16 protein-coding genes are annotated in these 20,811 nt (G+C 58.3%); 4 read left to right on the top strand and 12 right to left on the bottom strand.

The features are described from left to right. Window positions 1–18: 18 nt before the first annotated feature. Complete coding sequence (locus tag GRX64_RS15795; protein ID WP_166268705.1) at window positions 19–1,047, top strand: hypothetical protein; 1,029 nt, start codon at window positions 19–21, stop codon at window positions 1,045–1,047. A gap of 6 nt (window positions 1,048–1,053) precedes the next feature. Here GRX64_RS15795 and GRX64_RS15790 read toward each other — a convergent pair whose 3' ends face one another. Continuing rightward, window positions 1,054–1,302 (bottom strand): hypothetical protein, encoded by a 249-nt coding sequence (locus GRX64_RS15790; RefSeq protein ID WP_166268704.1) that lies wholly within the window; start codon window positions 1,300–1,302, stop codon window positions 1,054–1,056. 212 nt (window positions 1,303–1,514) lie between these two features. Between GRX64_RS15790 and GRX64_RS15785 the strand changes: the two genes are divergently transcribed. Beyond that, on the top strand, window positions 1,515–1,859 hold the full coding sequence (locus tag GRX64_RS15785; protein WP_166268703.1) for a hypothetical protein: 345 nt from the start codon (window positions 1,515–1,517) through the stop codon (window positions 1,857–1,859). Here GRX64_RS15785 and GRX64_RS15780 read toward each other — a convergent pair. Next, window positions 1,833–3,146 carry a serine hydrolase domain-containing protein gene (locus tag GRX64_RS15780; protein WP_166268702.1) on the bottom strand — a complete coding sequence of 438 codons (1,314 nt, stop codon included), beginning with the start codon at window positions 3,144–3,146 and terminating at the stop codon, window positions 1,833–1,835. The genes GRX64_RS15785 and GRX64_RS15780 overlap by 27 nt on opposite strands. 277 nt (window positions 3,147–3,423) lie before the next feature. Between GRX64_RS15780 and GRX64_RS15775 the strand changes: the two genes are divergently transcribed. Continuing rightward, window positions 3,424–4,242, top strand: coding sequence for a M90 family metallopeptidase (locus tag GRX64_RS15775; protein WP_166268701.1), 819 nt, complete (start codon window positions 3,424–3,426; stop codon window positions 4,240–4,242). Here GRX64_RS15775 and GRX64_RS15770 read toward each other — a convergent pair. Continuing rightward, entirely contained in the window at window positions 4,203–5,768 is a 1,566-nt protein-coding gene (locus GRX64_RS15770; RefSeq protein ID WP_166268700.1) for a sensor domain-containing diguanylate cyclase, read from the bottom strand. The genes GRX64_RS15775 and GRX64_RS15770 overlap by 40 nt on opposite strands. 212 nt (window positions 5,769–5,980) lie before the next feature. On the opposite strand from GRX64_RS15770, the gene ybaK reads away from it, so the two are divergent. Further along, window positions 5,981–6,451, top strand: a complete 471-nt coding sequence (gene ybaK, locus GRX64_RS15765) for a Cys-tRNA(Pro) deacylase (RefSeq protein ID WP_166268699.1) — start codon at window positions 5,981–5,983, stop codon at window positions 6,449–6,451. A gap of 67 nt (window positions 6,452–6,518) precedes the next feature. Here ybaK and GRX64_RS15760 read toward each other — a convergent pair whose 3' ends face one another. From GRX64_RS15760 to GRX64_RS15720, 9 genes are all read right to left on the bottom strand, one after another. Further along, window positions 6,519–8,762: an NADP-dependent isocitrate dehydrogenase gene (locus GRX64_RS15760; protein WP_166268698.1), complete on the bottom strand. Its 2,244-nt coding sequence runs from the start codon at window positions 8,760–8,762 to the stop codon at window positions 6,519–6,521. Window positions 8,763–9,086: 324 nt separating this feature from the next. Next, window positions 9,087–11,078, bottom strand: a complete 1,992-nt coding sequence (locus GRX64_RS15755) for an acetoacetate--CoA ligase (protein ID WP_166268697.1) — start codon at window positions 11,076–11,078, stop codon at window positions 9,087–9,089. A gap of 8 nt (window positions 11,079–11,086) precedes the next feature. Continuing rightward, window positions 11,087–11,866: a 3-hydroxybutyrate dehydrogenase gene (locus tag GRX64_RS15750; RefSeq protein WP_166268696.1), complete on the bottom strand. Its 780-nt coding sequence runs from the start codon at window positions 11,864–11,866 to the stop codon at window positions 11,087–11,089. A 14-nt stretch (window positions 11,867–11,880) separates the two neighbouring features. Then, window positions 11,881–13,245, bottom strand: coding sequence for a TRAP transporter large permease (locus GRX64_RS15745; RefSeq protein WP_166268695.1), 1,365 nt, complete (start codon window positions 13,243–13,245; stop codon window positions 11,881–11,883). Beyond that, on the bottom strand, window positions 13,245–13,877 hold the full coding sequence (locus tag GRX64_RS15740) for a TRAP transporter small permease subunit (protein WP_166268694.1): 633 nt from the start codon (window positions 13,875–13,877) through the stop codon (window positions 13,245–13,247). The genes GRX64_RS15745 and GRX64_RS15740 overlap by 1 nt, the downstream gene beginning before the upstream one ends. 106 nt (window positions 13,878–13,983) lie before the next feature. After that, the gene (locus tag GRX64_RS15735; RefSeq protein ID WP_166268693.1) at window positions 13,984–15,051 is read right to left on the bottom strand and encodes a TRAP transporter substrate-binding protein; all 1,068 of its coding nucleotides are present in this window, start codon (window positions 15,049–15,051) and stop codon (window positions 13,984–13,986) included. A gap of 461 nt (window positions 15,052–15,512) precedes the next feature. Further along, window positions 15,513–16,961, bottom strand: coding sequence for a sigma-54 interaction domain-containing protein (locus tag GRX64_RS15730; protein WP_282433954.1), 1,449 nt, complete (start codon window positions 16,959–16,961; stop codon window positions 15,513–15,515). Window positions 16,962–17,202: 241 nt separating this feature from the next. Beyond that, window positions 17,203–19,329, bottom strand: coding sequence for a 3-hydroxybutyrate oligomer hydrolase family protein (locus GRX64_RS15725; RefSeq protein WP_166268692.1), 2,127 nt, complete (start codon window positions 19,327–19,329; stop codon window positions 17,203–17,205). 318 nt (window positions 19,330–19,647) lie between these two features. Then, window positions 19,648–20,313 (bottom strand): hypothetical protein, encoded by a 666-nt coding sequence (locus GRX64_RS15720; RefSeq protein ID WP_166268691.1) that lies wholly within the window; start codon window positions 20,311–20,313, stop codon window positions 19,648–19,650. Between the last annotated feature and the right edge of the window lie 498 nt (window positions 20,314–20,811).

Here is a 20,811-nt window from a genome sequence, read left to right as displayed (position 1 = left end):
ATCTCAGGGACGTTTGAAATGAACCACCATCACAGTTTGGCAATTTTTTCTTTGGCGTTCCTCGCGCTAGCCGGTTGTGGCAACGACAGCAACGACAGCGCCTTCAACCCTGCCACCAACGTCGACCTGGTGTTTTCCACGTTTGACATCACCGAACCACTGGAGCAAACCCTGCTGTGGGACTTTTACCGTGGGGTCGAACCGGCGCCGGGCCAGCCCGACCGGGCCTTTGAGTTAGCGGCCGCGCTACGGCAGCAAAGTGGCGAGTTCATTGTTGCAACGCCATCCGACGAAGACCCAACCCGGTACATCCGCGTTCGCAACCCACTGGACCTGATGCATCAGGTCATCGGTGAAAACGCCGTTACCAACTTCAATCAGGGCCGCTCGGAAATCAGCCGCTTGATTGACCAAAGCAAGCCTGGTGAATTCAACACCACCACCAATAACGTTAGCATCCGGTTCACCGACCAGTCGGCGATTGTGACGGAGGCACCCTCGGCGGACGCGGTCTGGCACTATCCGATTCTTAAGTGGAGTTACACCCCTGACAAAGCCGACAACGTCATCCGCGTGATTCAGTACCGAGGCGTGAGTGACGGGGAGACCTCGACGACCTCACCCAGCGCCACCTATGGCTCGGAGTTTACGTCCAGGGATTTCAGTGAATTCGGTTATAACGCGCCGGTGCGGGCGCTCGCAACACTCGTCATCGAAGGTGAGCGGGAGTTGGGACTGACCCAGGAGTTTGCCAATGCCAGCACGGACTTTCTGATCATTGATGGCACGGCGATCGGCAACCGCAATGAAGCGGGTGGCCCGGATTTCGAGTTTGCCGGCGGAACGGTCGACTGCGCACGGGTTGAACTGGACTACGCCGCCCAGACTCTGGTCCTGTACTTATCCCACAATCAGCCACCCAGACTCGATGAAATCCCGGAAGATCCTGCTGATCCCGACGCAACGGTCGCTAATCCTGATTATTGCGCCAATCTCGAGAGCGCTACCGACAGCTACCAGACCGTGGTGATTGGAGACCGGGCCTGAGACAGCTCAGTTGGATCCGTTGCCGGCCATGCCCCAGTTTTTCATGAAGCCTTTCTTACGATCGATCATGCGCTCGTAGGTGGTAATAATAATGGCGGTGTGCGGGGCCTGGATCAGTCGAAGGGTCTCAATACGGCGCTCCAGGCGCTCCACTTCGTCACTTAACCGACGGCAAACATGGGTACGGACGCTGTCATGCTGGTCAAGGTGAACGGGGCGGGCGGCGGACGGCCGGGTATCGAGAGGTGTTTCCATACAATTCTCATCCGTTGAGGTGGCGTGTCTGAGCCGGGACAGCCTTGTCGCCCGGTTTCGATCTTCGATATTCTGCACAACTGTCTAACAAAGCGCAATAAATGTGAATAGATATTCATCTTATCGCAGAGGGCAGCGGCGACCTCACGTTGCAAGCCCTGCTATAGTTCCTGCAACCGGTCCCGAAATACGACTCGTCGGAGCAGATAGCCATGAACCAAACCTCAGTTGCCGATACGCTACGGGAATACCTTTCCCTGCTTGAATTACTTGATGACGCATACTGGGAGGCCGGTAGCATTGCGCACAAGGACATGATTTACGACATCATCAGCATCTTCAGTCAGGAGGTGGCTGAACTCAACAAACTCAGCATCATGGACCATCACTACCCGTACGAAGTCATCACTGAAGGCATTCGTCGAGTGGTGCCAAAACTGGAGCGACTGGATGACTACCGCGAAGATGTCATCCAGCGCACTCAGACGCTCACCGACTTCCGCGATATTTTGTCGTCCGTGCTGGGCATCCTAGAAGCGCAGTTGCGCACCGTCTGATTCCGCCGCCATCAACGGGCGCTGGCTTTCCGGTATCAGCGGAAACTCTTGGCACACGGTGTAAACAAACCGCACCAACGCGGGCAAGTGGTGCGCCACAATGGGCAGGCCGGTGTTCAGCAGGCTGACCGATATATCCCGGGCGGAATCCGCCCAGCAGAGTTTATTGATCAAGCCGACGTGGCCGAATGCGTGGCGGCTCTGTTGCCCCCACAACCCGACCGGATTGCCGCCGAGCATCAAGCCGGCACTGAAGCGCATCGGTATCATCATGGTGCGATCAATCTGCAGCGAACCATATTGCTGAATCGCCCGCCGCACGGTCATCGGATCACAGATGCGCTTGCCCTGCCAGGTGCCGCCGTTCAGCATCATCTGGTAAAACCGGCCCATTTCCTCGGCAGTGCCACACAGGTTGCCCGCAGGAATCACGGCCTCCTGGAACCGCGGATCATTCACGACCCGTTCCACAGTATTGATGTCCCCGCCCAGCGCACGGTTCACGACCCAGGACACCGGAAATCTCGGCGTTGGGCCGGTGGCATAGGTCAGGGCCAAGTCATTCACGTGTGCGGGGTCAATGCCGTAGGTGAACCAACGCATGCCCATGGGCTTACGAATGTGATCGTCCAGAAAGGTTTCGATCGGCTCACCGGTCACGCGCTCCAGCACACGCTGCAACACATATCCCCCGGTAATGGCGTGATAGGCCACTTTCGCGCCGTCCACTTCAACCGGCTGCGCCTCGCACAATAACCGCCAAATTTCATCTTTGTGCCACAGGACGTCAATCGGGGTCTCTCTGGGAATGGCGGGGATGCCGCCACGGTGGGACAGAATCTGATGGATGGTAATGGTGCGCTTTCCGGACTGGGCAAATTCCGGGCAATAATAGGACACCGGGTCCAGCAGGTTGATCCGGCCCTGCTCGGCGAGGATATGGATCAACAACGCAGTCACCGCCTTGGACGCGGAAAAGTAGCAAATGGGGGTGTCCGTGGTCATCCGCACTTGCCTGGCATTTTTATCGTCTTTGGGCCCATTGCCCGCGGCGTGGCCCAGTGCCCGATGCAGTACCTGCTCGCCCCGGTGACGCACCGACAGCTGAATGCCCGGATGGGTCCCGGTCTGGTAGAGACGTTCAACGCTGTGCCAGATCGCGTTAACGGAGTCCTCGCTTACACCCACCGCGCCGGGGTTTTCGCCCGCCACATCCCGGTAGGTGATCGGCGCCAGGTCAGTGGCTACTGCGCAGGTATTCAGAGCCCGACGGGCAATTCGATTCATCAAGTACACCTTGGTTCTGCCATTGTTATGGTTGTGTGCCTATTATTCTAGCGGGTCATCGATGTTACATTGGCTGCAACCCGGGGCAACGACCGTCATTGCCTCAATAGGGCCTGTCGCACGGTCAGAGCATGCCGCCAGCGTCGCAAGCCACCTTTGGCGCACGCTCGACTGACGCGCACCACCGTTCAAGCGCACCACCACGAAGCCTCCCATACCGGGAGTGCCCATGCTGGCGCATTCATGATGGCGTATTCATAACGGAGAGTACCACCGTATGCTTGGTTATGGACTGACCGTTCTGGCGATTCTGGGATTGGCCGTTTACACACTCTTCCTTCACCGTCGCTGGCGCCGTCGTCGCATCAGCCGCCGGTCGTTTCCGGAGCATTGGCGTCAGAAGCTGGACGATAGCATGGCGCTGTATGGCAGACTGCCCGAACAAGAGCGTCAGCAGTTGCACCAGCATACGATGCTGATCCTGGACGAAGTCAAATTTTATGGGTGTGCCGGACTGACCGTCACCGAACCGATGAAATTGCTGATCGCCGCGCACGCGGCCCTGCTGATCAACCGGTTGTCGATGGACTATTACAGCAGCCTGCAAGCCATTCTGGTATACCCCGGCGCCTACCGTGCCCTGGTTGACGTACGGGACGGGCCGATCGCCGGTACAACCGAACAAAGCCGGCTCGGCGAATCCTGGCAACAGGGTCGTGTGATCCTCGCCTGGGAGACCCTGAGCCAGGAAGCCGCCGATCCCACCAGCGCCTCCAATGTGGCGCTGCATGAATTCGCCCATCAGCTCGATCAGGTCGATGGCGCCGCTGATGGTGCCCCACCGCTGTCGTCCGGGCAAGCTGCCGCACACTGGCAAGCGGTCTTCACCGACGCCTGGCAGCGCCTGAGACTTCGCCACAGCAGTGACGGTGTGATTGATCCCTATGGCGCCCAGAATCCGGCGGAGTTTTTTGCCGTCGTCACCGAGGCCTTTTTCCTCAGGGGTCAGCTTTTGCGGGATGAGGAGCCTGAGCTGTACGAGTGCCTGACGCGTTTCTATTGCCTGACGCCCGCCGACTGGGCTCCGCGAACCTGATTGCGACCCGCCTTTTTGGCGTCATACATGGCCTGGTCCGCGGCATGGCACAGCGCATCCGCATTGTCTCCGTGATCGGGGAACACCGCCACGCCGACACTGATCGTTAACGACAGTGTGGTGTCGCCCCCTAAGACAATGGTTTGTTGCGCCACCAGGGCCCGCAACCGCTCAGCGGTCTCCAGCGCCTCCGGCAACTCCATTTCCGGCAACAATACAACGAACTCCTCGCCGCCGTAGCGGCCAATCGCATCGACACTTCTGATGCTGCTGGCCAACCGCTTACAGATGTCTGTCAGCACCTGATCACCCACCGCATGACCGTAGTCATCATTGACCGCTTTAAAATGGTCAATATCGATCCACAGCAGAGCAAGGTGTCGGTGGTAACGAGCCGATCGGCTCACTTCTTCCTGCAGCAGGCGCGTCATCTCCCGGCGGTTGTAAAGTCCGGTCAAGGTGTCGTGGGTGGCCAGCCGGGATAGCTCCTGTTCCAGCGCCTTGCGTTCCGACATATCAAGGATGATGCCTTCCAGCACCAGTTCGCCATTGTCTTCGACGGCCCGGCCCCGCTCCCAAACCCATACCAGCCGGCCGTCCTTGCGGATCAAGCGATACTCCAGTGAAAACGATTCCGCACCCGCAATCGCCTCTTCTACCGCCCGAATCACCTCAGCGTTGTCCTCGCTGAAAATCAAGTCGACAAAGGCTTTGTCCCGATTGTCGAGCAGCTCTTTCGGCTCGTACCCCGTTAACTCAAGGCACCCACTGGAGATGAATTTCATGGTCCAGAACTCATCATACAGGCAGCGATAGGCCATACCTGGCAGATTATCCATCAACGTGGTCAGTTGACGCTCGCGGGCTTTTAGCCCGGACTGGGCTTCATGCTTGTCGGTCACATCCATGCCAATGGCAATGGACCCCACCAGCACCCCCTCTGCGTCAAAAATACATCTCGAATTCCAGGATATAATTCGCGTTAAGCCTTCACGGGTGACGATGCGGGTTTCATAGTCCTCCACCTCCTGATTGTCCGTCAGAATGGCGCCCGCCAGCGCAGTGATTTCGGCGCGATAGGACTCATCGGGGTATAGCCAGGCCCATATATCGTCGCCGCCAATCACTTCATGACTCGGATAACCGCTGATTTTTTCAGCCGCCTTGTTCCACAACAGCACATGCGCCTGCGGGTCGAGCACGTTGATCCAGACACTGGCGTTATCAATAACGTTTTGCTGGAACTGGCTGAGGAGGCGAATTTCCTCGCGCTGATGCTGGTGATTCAAGGAGCGCTTCTGTTCCTGTCTGAACTGGGGCAACAACACAAACAGCAACACCACTGCGGTGGCGACCACGAAGGCCAGCCCTTTATAGGTTTGCACACGAGTGAGTAAGTCCGGGTCGGTAAACCAGGCTTTAACCATTGCGTCGGAGAAAGTGATCCAGATGACGCCGGCAATCAGGTAGGCCAGGACAATCCACATTGATCTTTTCAGTGGCGAGCGATCTTTACTCTTATCCATCCATTGTATTCTCTGAGCACATAAGTTGTTGCCGATGCAGGGCGCGGGGGGGGCTGCAACAGTGAAGTGACGTCATTTCCTAACAGAACCATAGCCAGCAAAAGGGCGTTAGTCGAGCGTAAAGCGCAACCACAGGCTGGCCGGCGGTCGATTCCGGCACTGGCGTTATCGTACTATCCTATTACCGGTCCCACACAACGAGTCGCCTATCCATGACGCCCGCTATCAACGCCGCAAAAAAGGCCCAAATTGCCCACACCGTCCACGAATACCAGCACGATGTCGCCAGCGAATCTTATGGCCTGGAGGCGGCTGAAAAACTGAACCTGGATCCCCGGCAGGTATTCAAAACGCTGGTGGTGTCGGTGGACGGTAGCTCCCTGGTCGTGGCGGTGTTGCCGGTGTCGGCCATGTTAAGCATGAAGCTCATCGCCAAGGCCGTCGGGGGCAAGAAGGCGGTTATGGCGGAAAAGGCTGCCGTTCAGCGCTCATCCGGATATGTATTGGGCGGGATCAGCCCACTGGGGCAAAAGAAACCACTCACGACTGTCATCGACGTGACTGCCCAATCGTTTGACACGGTGTTTGTCAGCGCCGGTCGCCGGGGACTGGAGATCGAACTGGCTCCGGGAGCCTTGGCCAACCTGACGCGAGGGCAATTCGCCGACGTGCAGCAGCCATAACTAACCCACAAAAAAACCCGGAGGGCATGACTGCCACCCGGGTTTTGGGCTCAGGTGAAGAAGCCTGTTACTTCACCTGAGCGCGAGCTTCCGCCAAAATTCTGTTCAGCGTTTTGCTCGGCTGCATCACTTCACAGACCTTTTCCGATGCGGGGTGATAGTAGCCACCAATGTCCGCAGGGCTGCCCTGAATCACGCTCAGCTCTTCCAGGACCTGGTCCTTGTGGCTCTCCAGCTCCTCCGACAACTTGCCGAAGAAGGCCTTCAGGTCCTGGTCTTCGTCCTGGTGAGCCAACTCTTCCGCCCAATAGCGCGCAAGATGGAAGTGACTGCCTCGGTTGTCCAGCTCACCGGTCACCCGCGAAGGCGATTGGTTATTTTCCAGCAGACGGCCGGTCGCGTTATCCAGAGTCTGTCCCAGCAGTCGGGCGCGCAAATTACCCTGTTTCTCACCCAGCTCTTCCAGCGATACCGCAATGGCCAGGAACTCGCCGAGGGAGTCCCAGCGCAGGTGGTTTTCCTGCAACAGCTGCTGTACGTGTTTCGGAGCAGAACCGCCCGCACCGGTTTCATACAGGCCGCCACCGTTCAGCAACGGTACCACGGAAAGCATTTTGGCACTGGTGCCAAGCTCCAGAATCGGGAACAGATCGGTGAGGTAATCCCGCAGCACATTGCCGGTGACGGAGATGGTATCCAAACCGCGAATCAAGCGCTCCATGGTCCAACGGATCGCGCGAACCGGGGACTTGATCAGGATTTCCAGGCCCTCGGTGTCGTGGTCCTTGAGGTACATCTGTACTTTCTTGATCAGTTCGGCATCGTGGGCGCGTTCGTCATCCAGCCAGAACAGCGCGGGCATACCCGATGCACGCGCACGGTTGACCGCCAGCTTGACCCAGTCGCGAATCGGCAGATCCTTGGTCTGGCACGCGCGCCAGATATCGCCTTTCTCCACCTTGTGCTCGGTCAGGGTGCGGCCGTCTGCGTCGAGAATGCGGACGATGCCGTCTTCCGGAATTTCAAAGGTCTTGTCGTGAGAGCCATACTCTTCGGCTTTCTGTGCCATCAGACCGACGTTCGGGACGGTTCCCATCGTGGTGGGATCAAACGCACCGTGGGTTTTGCAGAAGTTGATGACTTCCTGGTAAATGGTGGCGTACGTGCTCTCCGGCATAACCGCTTTGGTGTCTTTTAACTTGCCATCACGCGCCCACATTTTACCGGAGTTGCGGATCATCGCCGGCATCGAGGCATCCACGATCACATCGCTGGGTACGTGCAGGTTGGTGATGCCTTTCACCGAATCCACCATCGCCATTTCGGGGCGGTGTTCGTAACAGGCATGCAGGTCTTCCTGAATTTCTTCCTGTTTCGATTCCGGCAATGCCTTGATTTTCTCCATGACACTGGAGAGGCCGTTGTTGGCATTGACCCCGAGTTCATCGAACAGCTCACCGTACTTGTCAAACAGCTCTTTGTAGAAGATCTTCACTGCATGACCAAACACGATGGGGTGTGAGATCTTCATCATGGTGGCTTTGACGTGCAGCGAGAACATCACACCGGTGTTCTGACAATCTTCCAGGGCGTCTTCAAAGAACTTCCGCAGAGCCTTGCAGCTCATAAACATGCCGTCGAGTACTTCGCCTTCCTGCAGTGGCAGCTCTGATTTCAGAACCGTTTGCTGGCCCTTGGTGTTTTCAAAAACGATACGGGCGTTGGTGGCTTTGTCCAACGTGATGGACTGCTCACTGGAGTAGAAATCCCCGCCCTTCATGTGGGCAACGTGGGTACGCGATGCGGGGCTCCACTCACCCATGGAATGTGGGTACTTGCGCGCAAACGCTTTGACCGCGGCCGGCGCCCTGCGATCGGAGTTGCCTTCGCGCAATACCGGGTTAACCGCACTGCCCAAGGTTTTGGCGTATCGGTCCTTGGCGTCTTTTTCTTTGTCGGTCTCCGGGCTTTCCTTATAGTCAGGAACGTTATAGCCCTGGGACTGCAATTCTTTGATCGCGGCCCGCAATTGAGGAATCGAGGCGCTGATGTTTGGCAACTTAATGATGTTGGCTTCAGGGTTCTTGGTGTATTCACCCAGCTCTGCCAATGAATCGGGAACCCGCTGATTCTCGTCCAGGTATTCCGGGAAAGTCGCCAGAATGCGCGCCGCCAGCGAGATATCACTGGTTTCAAATTCAATACCGGCCGGCTTAGCGTAGGCTTCCAGAATAGGGAGGAGTGACCGGGTCGCCAGTGCCGGCGCCTCATCGGTCAGGGTGTAAATAATTTTGGATTTTGATGTGGTCATTTTCGTCCTCAGGCAAATGTGTCAGTTCAGGACGGTCAGGGCAATCTCTGGCGTCTTGTGAACATCAGAGTAAAGCAAAGACTGATTACGAACTTATGAGAAGGCTGTAAAGATACCAGTTTTTGAATCCTTTTGATTAGGATTTTAGTCTAATCAGCGTGGAATGTTACGAATCCCACCACCAAACAAACGTCGGCGGCCCAATTGTGCGGCCCTCAACCGAGCGGGCGAACGGCACCTCCATGACCGCCGGCCCCGAGGTTGGCGGGAGGAGATCAGCGGGTGGCAAAAAGTCTGCGGGATTGGTTATGCCACCCCCTTCCGTCATTGGCTGGCCGGCAACAAGCCCGTCTCCGCCAACCGGTCGCGAATGGCGTCGAGCGCTTCCGGGTTGGCCAGCGCATCACGGTTATCGCTGCGGGCAGCGCCATTCAGCAGCCGTGCCACGGCGAGTTCAACTTTTTTGCCACTTCGGGTGTAGGGAATATCGGTTACGGCCACGATATGGCGCGGCACATGCCGCGGACTCGCCCCTTCACGAATACGGGTTTTCAGACGTTTGATTACGTCGTCGCTCAAGTCGTCGCCGTTTGCAGGGACGACCAGCAACACCACCTCAACGTCGCCTTCGATCTGACGCCCTACCACCAGACTGTCCTTCACGGCCGCTTCGGTTTCGACCTGACGGTAGATTTCCGCGGTGCCAATACGGACGCCGCCGGGGTTCAACGTGGCATCGGACCGGCCATAGATGATGGCGCCGCCATGTTCGGTGAATTCAATGAAGTCGCCGTGGGCCCATACCCCCGGGAAGGTATCAAAATAGGCCTCGTGGTAACGGGTGCCCTCCGGGTCATCCCAGAAACCGACCGGCATTGACGGCAATGGTTGGCGACACACCAACTCGCCACGACCGTGGTCCAGGGCATGGCCGTCCTCGCTGTAGGCAACCGCATCCACGCCCAGCAACCGGCACTGGATTTCACCACGGCGCACCGGCAGCAGGGGCGTACAGCCCACAAAGCAGCCACAGATATCGGTGCCGCCCGCAATGGAGCCGAGCAGGACCTTCGGGGCTCCCTGGCGGTAGACCCAGTCGTAGTCTTCCGGCAATAGCGGCGAACCGGTCGAGAACAGTACCCGCAGAGGGGACAGATCCAGGTCCGTTGCCGGCGCCAGCTCGGCCTTACGGCAACCCGCCAGGAATCGGGCGCTGGTGCCAAAGTGGGTGACCCGCTCATCGGCCACCCGCTGCCACAGACTGCTCAGGTCCGGGTATCCCGGTGAGCCGTCGACCGTCACCACGGTGGCGCCGGTCAACAGCGCAGACGCCTGCCAGTTCCACATCATCCAGCCACAGGTGGTGAAGTAGAGAAACCGATCGCCAGGGCCGACATCACCATGCAGCATCAGCTCTTTGGCGTGGTTGACCAGCAGGCCCGCCGCGCCGTGAACAATGCACTTGGGTTTGCCGGTGGTGCCCGAGGAATACAGGATGTACACCGGGTGGTCCGGCGGCAGCGGGGTGAACGACGGTTGATCACCGTCACCCTGAGCCAGTGCGGCTTCCCAGGTCGTTACCTTGGCCCCGGCGAGCGGCGGCTGTGCCGGCAACTGCTGGATGCTGACCACGCATTTCAGGCTGTCCAGACCCGCAACCAGATCGGCAAACTCATCCTGCCGCGCAAACACCTTGCCGCCGTAGCCGTAGCCATTCACCACGATCAACGCCGTCGGCTCGATCTGGCCAAAACGGTCCAGAATGGCGCCCACGCCGAAATCCGGTGATGCCGAACTCCAGATCGCACCCAGGCTCGTCGTCGCCAGCATGCCGACCATGGCTTCGTAACCGTTGGTCACCACACCGGCGACACGATCTCCGGTCACCACGCCCTGCGCCCGCAAGAAGGATTCCAGCGCGCCGACGTCGGCCTTGAGCTGCCGGTAGCTGCGCCGCAATACCGGGCGTGTCTCACAATGGGCGACCACGGCTTCCTGATCCGCCTGCTCGCCGTCGGCCAATCGCAGCAGGTTTGCCGCAAAATTAAGCCGCATACCCGGAAACCACTCTGCACCGGGCATGCCACGCTTGCCCAGAACACGCTGGGCGGGGGTATCGCAGCGCAGTTGGCAATAGTCCCAAATGCTCTGCCAGAACAACTCCAGCTCGCTGACAGACCAGGCATGAAGGGCGTGGAAATCGGCAAATGAGCCATAACCCTGCTGCTCCAGCCATGCCATATACTGTCCCATCTGGCAGTGCTTCAGGGTGGTCTCTGTGGGTGTCCAGACCACCTGGCTTTGTGCGTTGTCCATGAAAACTCCTATTGCATGTGCCAGCCGTGGCTGACCACGACGGACTGCCCGGTCAGTGCTGCCGACGGAAACGCGGCCAGGTGGACGGCCAGCTCTGCGACATCGTCGAGTGTCGTAAATTCACCATCAACCGTGTGTTTCAGCATCACGTCGCGGATCACAGCGTCTTCAGAAATGCCCAGTTCCCGCGCCTGCTCTGGAATCTGCTTTTCCACCAGCGGGGTGCGGACAAAACCGGGACAAATGATGTTGCTCGTCACCCGGTGTTCCGCACCCTCTTTTGCCACCGCCCGGCACAGGCCGAGCAGGCCATGCTTGGCCGTTACATAAGGTGACTTTAAAGGCGATGCTTCCATGGAGTGGACCGAGCCCATATACAGCATACTACCCCCGCCGCGTTGATACATCTGACCAAGCGCGGCACGGGTCAGCAGAAAGGCGCCGTTCAGGTGCACGTCGAGCACCTTGCGCCAATCGCTGTAGGCCAGCTTATGGACCGGGTCAATGTGCTGGACCCCGGCGTTGGCCAGAGCAATATCGAGACCTCCCCAGTTGTTCACAACGGACGCCACTCCGGCCTCCACCGCCTGTTCATCCGTGACATCCATGACCACAGCCATGGCCGTGCCGCCGGTGGCTTGGATAGCCGCCACGGCGTCATCGGCGCTGGCCCGGTCCAGGTCTGCGACTGCCACCAGAGCGCCCTCGCGGGCGTAACGTTCGGCAATGGCCCGGCCAATGCCCCGGCCGGCGCCGGTGATCAGTGCAATGCGATTTTCAAGACGCATGATATTTAGTCTCCTCAGTCATACGCAACGCTGGGCAGCCAGGTTGCGATCTCTGGTATCAGAAACACCGTCACAAGTGCGACCAGCTGAATAATGATGAATGGCACAACGCCCCGGTAGATATCGGTCACCTTGATTTCGGGCGGCGCCACACCTTTGATGTAGAACAACGCAAAACCGACCGGAGGTGTCAGGAAAGACGTTTGCAGGCACATGGCAAACAGAATCGTAAACCACACCAGGTCAAAGCCAAGTTGCTGCACCACTGGCGCCACCAGTGGCAGGATAATCAGGGTGATTTCCACCCAATCCAGGAAGAAACCCAGGAAAAACACCGCCAGCAAGATAGTCAGGACGACTCCGTATGGGCCGAAGGGCAGTCCCAACAGGGCACCCTCAATGACCTGATCGCCGCCCAGCCCCCGCAGGACCACGGAGAACGCCGTCGCCCCGAGGAAAATCGCGAAGATAAAGGCCGAGGTCCGGGTGGTCTGGTACAGTGAGTCCTTGATCACCGCCAGCGTCAGACGGCCCGACAGTAGGGCCAGCAACAGCGCACCCAGAGCGCCCACACCGGAGGCCTCGGTCGGCGTCGCGAGACCAGCGAAAATCGAGCCGAGCACGCCCAGGATCAGCGCAGCTGTGGGAAGCACGGCCTTGAAAACGTCCCAGATCACGCTGGGACTCACTTTCGCCAGCCCCTCCGGAACCGGCGCAATGTGTGGCTGAAACAACGGCCGCAGAATGGCATACAGGACGTACATCGCGCCCAGCATCAGGCCCGGCAGGAAGGCACCCATGAACAGATCGCCCACCGAGGCCTCTGGCACAGCCAGCCGGTCTGCCATCAACACCAGCATGATTGAGGGCGGAATCAGAATTCCGAGGGTGCCCGTGGCACACGCGGTACCGACCGCGAAGCCTTTGTCGTACTTGTTTTCCAGCATCACCGGCAGCGACAACATCCCCAGCAGCACCACGGAGGCGCCGATGATGCCCGTGGTGGCCGCCAGCAGCACGCCAATGACGATTACCGTGACGGCCAGACCGCCCCGGACGGCACCAAACAGCTGCACCATGCTTTTCATCAGTCGCTCGGCGACACCGGATTGGTCCAGCATGATGCCCATGAAAATGAACATCGGCAGGGCCACCAGGGTGTCGCTGTTAACAATGCCCCAGATCCGTTCGGGTGCAAGACCCATGGATGAGGAGTAGTCAAACCAGAGGCTGGCACCGAAATTTTCAACCGCGATAACACCCACCAGCGTCCAGACCACTGCAGTACCGCCAAGCACCCAGGCCACGGGGAACCCGGTTATCAGCAATGCCCCGAAGGTCATAAACATGCCAATTACAAAGAGGGTTTCAAGTTCCATCAGGCAGCGTTCCCTTTCGAGTCAGTGTCGGGGATAACCGGCTTCGGGAATCCAAACAACAGTGCGGTGACCTTAAGCAGACGGGACAACGCCGCCAGGGCCAGCATAATAAATGACAGCGCCAGTACCGCCTTGAGCACCCATCGGTCGGACAAGCCGGCGGGCGCCGGACTGGTTTCGCCAACTTCAAAGGCGCGCATGGCGTAGGGCACCATTTCGTAGATGCAGATGGCCAAGAACGGCAGCAACAGTAGCAGAATACCCAACAGCTCGACCCAGCCCTGGCTTCTGAGGCTGAGCCGCTCGTGGATCACGTCAACCCGGACATGGTCATCCACCACCAGGGTATAGGCCAAGCCCAGCAGCCAGCCGGCCCCGGCCAAATGCCATTGCAGCTCCTCCAGCATCACCGAACCCTGGCCGAAGGCATACCGGCCGACAACGGCCCAGATGATAATGCCGGTCACGACCATCCAGAGCCAGGATGCGCCCTTGCCAATGGCGGACAGCAGCCCGTCGATAAGCTGGCTCAACCTCGTCTGTGGTAATTTAGTGTGATGATGAATTAATTCGTCTGCGTCGGGCAGGGACCTACGCCCATGTTCCGACGAACTTTGATCAGACACCGCCATGGATGTGCTCCTCGCCTGGCAAGCCATTATTACAAAATGCTGATGGCCCCGAAGGACCATCAGCACAGGTCACTGGTGTACCGGCGATGGTGCCAGTACGGCGAGCTTATTTATCCGCTTCGCCCAGATCGCTTGGCAGGTAGGCACGGCTGTCCCAGACCTTGTAAGACTCCATGAACGCCTGCTGGCTTTCATAGGCTCGTTTGAAATCCTTGTCCTTGGAGGCTTCTTCTTCAAGCACTTCGTCGGTCACCGCTTTCAGCTGACGCAACACATCCATGGGGATCTGATCGGCTTGAACACCCCTGGCCTGGAAACCCGCCAGTACGGCACCGTTTTTATACTCGCCTTCCGCCAGACCGCGAGTGGTAGCCGCCGTACAGGAGGCTTCAACCAGCGCTTTTTGTGCCTTGGTAGCCCTGTCCCACTCGCCCTTGTTGATCAGCATGTACTGGGCCGTAAACTGCTGGTGCCAACCGGGGAAGAGGTTGTATTTGACGATCTGGTCAAATCCGAGGATCTGATCGATGGCGGGCATGGAGAATTCCGTGGCGTCGATGGTGCCCTTCTCCAGTGCCTGATAAAGCTCTCCGCCTGGCATCATGGTGACCGAGGCACCCAACCGCTCAAGTACCTTGCCGCCGAGGCCGGCGAAACGGATCTTCATGCCCTTGTAGTCTTCGAGGGTTTCGATCTTGTTGGCATACCAACCGGCAGTTTCGGGGCCGATGATGCCGCACAACTGGGCATAAACCTTGTAGCCCTTGTTGGCATAGACTTCCTGCAGCATCTCGTGACCGCCACCGTAGTAGTACCAACCGATGTACGCCCACGGCTTCATGCCAAACGGCACGGCCGCGAACAACGGAACCGCTGGGACCTTGCCCTGGTCATAGCCAATCCAGGTATAGCCAGCAGACACTTTGCCATCCGATACGGACTGCAGGATGTCGAACGGTGGCACCAGCTTGCCCGGCTCGTAGACCCGAACCTCGATGCTGCCGTCTGAGGCGGTGGTGAGGTTATCCGCCACCCAGGCTGCCGGTGAGCCCAGGCCTGGCAAATTGGTGGCAAAAGCAACTGGCATTTTCCAGCGTAAATCTTCGGCGACTGCCGATCCTGTGGTAAGCGCAACCGCGGTCGCGATCCCGGTGAGAGTTTTGACGAGTTTCATTGGTTAAGTCCCCTAAGTATTGTTGTTGTATACAGACCACCGACCCGTGACATAACAGGCCTGATCTGAGTTTAGTCCGGCAACGCAGGAAACCAAATCGACGTGGAATTAACAGACCCTTGAAGACACGACTGTGGCCGCAAATCACCCCATTACACGGTATTCGAGAAAGCCACCTATCGGGGCTGTATGCCACGTACCGCATGTCTGGGAACTCAACCACATCAGGCTGTTATTCAAAGGTTTAATAAATCCGATCGCTTGCGTCAGGCTTGTTGTCTGCGTTGTTCCGACGTCTTGCGATCTGGACAATGCAGACCCCGTGCCAGACATATTTTTTTTATATTTATCAACAAGATGAATTTTTTTCTATTATTTAAGCAATCGAATTTGTACTGTTATCCGGACACATTCAGACATAGGTCGTAAGGGATTGTACTAATACCCGGACATGCGTCCGGTTAACCGGACATCTTGGCGAGTTTTTCGTAGAAAACGGACCGGGAAATGCCCAGCATCTTGGCCGCGCGCGTGCGATTACCCCGACACGTTATCAAGGCATCCTCAATGGCCTGGGCTTCCGCCGCGGCCATGGTCTGGGATAGAAGCCGCACTTGTCGGGGCGCCAACGACGAGACGGACCGGCTGCCACTGCGGGGCAAAACCTTGAAAATAGCATCCGCATCCAGAATGCCAAGGTCCTCGCCCATGGTCAGCGCGCGCTCCAGTACATTACGAAGCTCCCGGATATTGCCTGGCCAGTCATAGGTACTGAGTGCGGCCACCGCAGCGTCGGTGATTTCACCGCGCAGATCCAGACCCTCGCACACCGCCTCGAGTATGGCTTCACAGAGGATACCCAGGTCCTGTAGGCGATCACGCAACGGCGGGATGGGGATTTCAAGGACATTGAGCCGATAATATAGATCGGACCGAAAACTGCCTTCGGCCATCATGGCTTCGAGATTGCGACTGGTGGCGGCAATGACCCGGACATCCACCTGCTGAACTTTGTTGGAGCCCAGGGGCTCAATTTCACCCTCCTGCAATGCCCTGAGCAATTTGGCCTGCAGGGTCAACGGCATGTCTCCGACTTCGTCGAGAAACAGGGTACCGCCATTGGCCAGCTGGAATTTGCCATCGCGGGTACGTCGATCCGCACCGGTGTAGGCGCCAGGTGCCACACCAAAAAATTCGGCTTCCAGCAGATTCTCGGGTACCGCAGCCACGTTAACCCCGACAAACGGCCGGTCCGCCCGGCCGGAGATGGAATGAATGGCCTGGGCCAGCACCTCCTTACCGGTACCCGTCTCACCCAAGAGCAATACTGGCATGTCTCGACCCGCCGCCAACCGGGCTTGCCGCTTTACCTCCAGTGCGGCCGGACTCGCGCCCACGAAATCGCCCAGGCTGTAGCGAGTACCGCGAGCGTGCCGGGCCAGCGCCTTGCGCGCCGCAGCCAGGTCCTGATGTAAGCGACGGTATTTACTCACCAGTGGGGTCAGTGGCTGCAAGTCGTCGTACAACACGAACGCAACCGCTCCGATCACCTCACCCTGATCATCAAAAAAGGGCAACCGTGTCACCACCAGCTGCTGGGTTTCATGCTCCATGATATCCAGCAACAGCGGGTTGCCGGTTGCCACCACCTCAGGCATACGGGTGTGCGGGATCACCGGTTGAATGGGCTGGCCAATGACCGAGTCCGGATCCTTGATTCCAAGCAACGCGGCGTAGCTGGCGTTGATCCAGGTAATCCGTGACGCCTGGTCCACTGCGATGGCGCCGGCACTGGCCTTCTCAAACATCGGAAACAGCGCCTCTATCAGATCCCGGGTCAGACCGCTGCGGTGATTGATCAAGAAAGGCTGCATAGTGGGTCGCTTACCGTCTGGCGTTGAATGTTTCATGGGTCTGACTCTGCGATGGTTACCCGACACAATGGATGACTGTTGCAGGCAGTATAAGGGGCCTGTCGGTTTGGGCAAACACGGCAGGCCTCGCGCGTTACCGCCGACGCCTGCCCGGTGGCTCGTCACACTACCATAACCGACAGTCACCCACCGGCCGTTACCCGAAACGGGGCAACCGCCCTCCAAACGGCAAGATCAGGACGGTCTGCCCTGATCCTGTTGTTCTGCGGCGGCTCGATTAGTCCGGAATACGTACCTGATTGTCTGCAAACTCTATCCGGTCGGCGGTATCCGGCAGGGCTGGAATGTCCGGGACCTGCGCCGTGGTGAGAGGAGGCGCACCGGCACCCCGTGGCGTGGTGCGGATCACTTGACTGGGCGGCAAGGGGGTTTGCTCGGTCAAGTGCCCATACATCAGGTCAAGTGCCTGAAAATAGTAGCGATGCAGCGGTATATATCGTTCGTTAAAGCCCCCCAGACCATTCAGAACGTCGAGATGGTGAGCGTTCAGAACTTCATAGTATCGCAAGCCACTGTCGGCACCCTCGACCCGCCGGTTCAGTCCGAAGTACGGACGCGAAGTATGGTTGATCGGCAAGATGGCATCGGCGCGTCCTGTCACAATGATAGCTGGCTTACCGCCCAGATCGCCGGTGGCCCGAATTGCCTCAATGCCGTCCGCAATTCGGTCTGACTGGGTCGCGGCGACGCCAATCAGATCGTCACCGCTGGCCGCGTCCTGCCCCAACGCCAGTGACCGCAGGCACAGCAACGCATCAAGCCCGTAATCCTGCAAGCCGCTGCCGGCCGAGGTGCTGACTTTAAGATCGGTCGGAACACCTCCCGCGGCGTTGTCATAAATCAGGCTGACGCCTCCCGTTGGGGGAATACCGTTGCTGGTGGCAAACAGAGCGGCTTCCTGGGTCGCAGGCAAGGGCACCACTGCGCCTCCCGCGCCACTGGCCGCCAGACTTAGATCGCAGACTCGCGCGTCCACACCGAAGCGCCCATAGGCATTGGCGTAGGTCATGGATATGCTCTGAGCCACCGCCAAGCCGAAGTGGCTGGGCGCCAACAAATTCTGTTCCGGCTGGATCCCCACCTCCTGCTCCAGAATGCGAAGGGCATCCGCGGCCCGGGCATCCAGATCGGCCCCGGTCACCAGGCCCTGGGCCGCAAGGCTGCTACAGGCGTTTTCATTGATGGTGACGTTGTTGAGGATACTGTTGAACGGGGCATCGTCGCGCACCGAGGGTGCCCGATTGGCGCAGCCCTGATACACCGCCAGCGCAGTGGTGTAATCAAACAGACTGCGGCTGTGCTCGGTGATGACCGGACCCGCGCCCTGGCGGATGGTAAAGCCGGTGTCCACCACCGGATTGACGTTCGGTTCCGACACCGCAACCCCATCGATCAGTCCGCGGGTATCCTGTTCCGCAGCGCGAATCGACGCGCCGCCACCGTTTGATACGCTGGAGGCGATGACCAACGTGTTCTCCGGCACCAGGGTGATGATCCGGCCCCGATCCGACGCAGTGCCGAATTGCTCATTGAGAATGTACAAACCAAATTCAATGGATCGCAACACGTGCAAACCCCAATCCGCTTCCGGGTTGGCTTGGGAATGCGCATGCTTGAACGCCAGACGGTCCGGGTACAGATTGTTGAATTCGGTGCGTTCAGCCGTCGTAAGATCCGCCCGGAACTGAGTCGCCACACTCTCGTCGTTACTGAGCTGGCCGGCAAGCGTTTGCGCGGTATTGGTGGCCAGATTGTGTGACCCGGTACCGGTGCCTTTGTCGGTGTAGACCACTGCACAGCCTTTTTTCAGGCCCCATTCACCGGCGGTGCCAATGGCGCCGTATATACCGCGGGAGCCGGACGATGGTGCGGTGACCATGCAGGCGAACTGAGGATCAAAGGTGTCCGGGATCTGAACCATCACCGATAACGGCACCGAACCACCATCGATAAAGGCCAGGAACTCGCCTCCCCCAATGCGACCTTCGGCGTCAGCGGCGCCCACTTGCGGACCAAACAACGTGCCGTATCCCCCGCCCGCAGAGGTATCCACCAGGGCTCGGTAATTGTTGTAAATGGCCAGTGTCCGCAGTTCATCCACCGTCGGGTTGAGGGCATCGGCAAACGCCGGCGGAGTCCCACTGGCCAATCCTGTGGCGCCTGAGCCACCGGTCAGTAGATCGTTGGCATCAACGGGGTGCTGGCGGGCCTGAATCGCTCCCATGACAAAATCGGGACGCTGATTCAGCGTAGGGTCGTCGTTATTGTTGCTATCGTTGCAGGCGGTCAGACTGAGCGCGACACACGTCCCAGCCAAGATCGCGAGCGGGGCTCGGATCGTCATGGTGGCTTCCTTCCTGTCATTGTTTTTGTTGGAATCAGGCAACTTGTGACTGCAATCAAACATCGTGCAGACAGTGCACCTGGGAAACTACCTATGCGGCTCTTGTGCCAACTTAATTACTTGTTTAAAACCATTTAGTTAGGGGTATTCACGCTGACAGCCACAAGTCGCCGTCCGGAGATCCGGACAGCCGCAACCACGAACACGTCGAATAGCAGTAACAGTAACCGTGCAAGTACAAGCCTCACAGGCAGAAAACGAGACTGTCCGACATTACGGACATCGTCCCGCAATCCGGACGATCGCCGGATGAACGATTCAATCGTGGCGACGGACAAGGCGCCGTCGCATCACATGAATCAGATGACTCAATAACTCCCGGGCTTCGGCATCATGCAGGTGACGAAATTTTTGCTGGAATGCTCGCCGCGCACCGTCATCGTCGCCGGGGCCAGATAAATCCTCGGGTTTATGGTCCAGGTACTGGCAGCCCGCCAGGTGTGCCTTGATTTCGGTATCAATCAGCCGTGTCAGCAGGCTGTCAATTTCCTCGTCGTAAAACGGGCGCAGTTCATTGATCTTCGATCGCGCATCCAGGGCGGCGTTCCGTGATGACAGCCGGGTTTCGCCGGGAGGCTCATTGCTTTCAACCGCGAGCAGGAAAACACCCAGTTTTTCGTGCAGGGTCCAGACCAGGGGCCAGATTTTTTCGCAGGCGTCTTTTTCGAGCAAAAACTGCTCCGTCAGGATGGGGTTGTCCAGCGTGGGGGGAACCTTGACGCCGTCAGGCGGTTGCACCCGCGCATCACCCAATTCCCGCCAGAGTGTATCCAGGCGCTTTTTTTGTACCTCCTGATCGGAGCGAGTCAGCAGGTTCATCCGCACCACCAGCACCAGCGCGACAACGATGACGACGATGACACCCAGCAGGATAAGGGCACTGTATTGTTGACTGAAAAAAGCGGATAACGGATCCAGTTCCATGGAAACCCTCAAGCGTCACTCAGGGCACACACAGGTGGCTGCCCCCGAATTCAAATTTTTACAGCCTGGACTCAGTGTCGCACAAATACCGTCGTTACGGGAGCGCGCGCCGGCCAACCCTCGGGGGGCGCTGGATGTTACCAGTTGATGCCGCCGCATATCTCATTGCCACCGGTTCGATACCCTGTCGGGGCAATGGCTGCCCGCACTCGAGGCGTGGGTTGCGGGTAAAAAAAGTATACACCCCCACATACCTGGGCCTGGAGGCTCAAGTTCGGTCAGCCGTTAAACTCGGCAATCGTGGCAATAAGAGTACAGACGCTGCCGAGGCAATGAAGCGCATGCTAACGATGCCTCCAGGCAAGGCCAGCGCCAAGACTGGCGTGGTTGCCGAGCGGCTTATCGATTTTATCGCTTGGCCAAAATGATATAAGTCATTTTGAGGCTTGGGGTGATCATGGAATAATCACAGGCCAACCAATTCAGCGTTCGCCCAAT

Source organism: Marinobacter caseinilyticus (assembly GCF_011074955.1).
GTDB lineage: Bacteria > Pseudomonadota > Gammaproteobacteria > Pseudomonadales > Oleiphilaceae > Marinobacter > Marinobacter caseinilyticus.
This window is presented reverse-complemented; position numbering and strand designations above follow the sequence as displayed.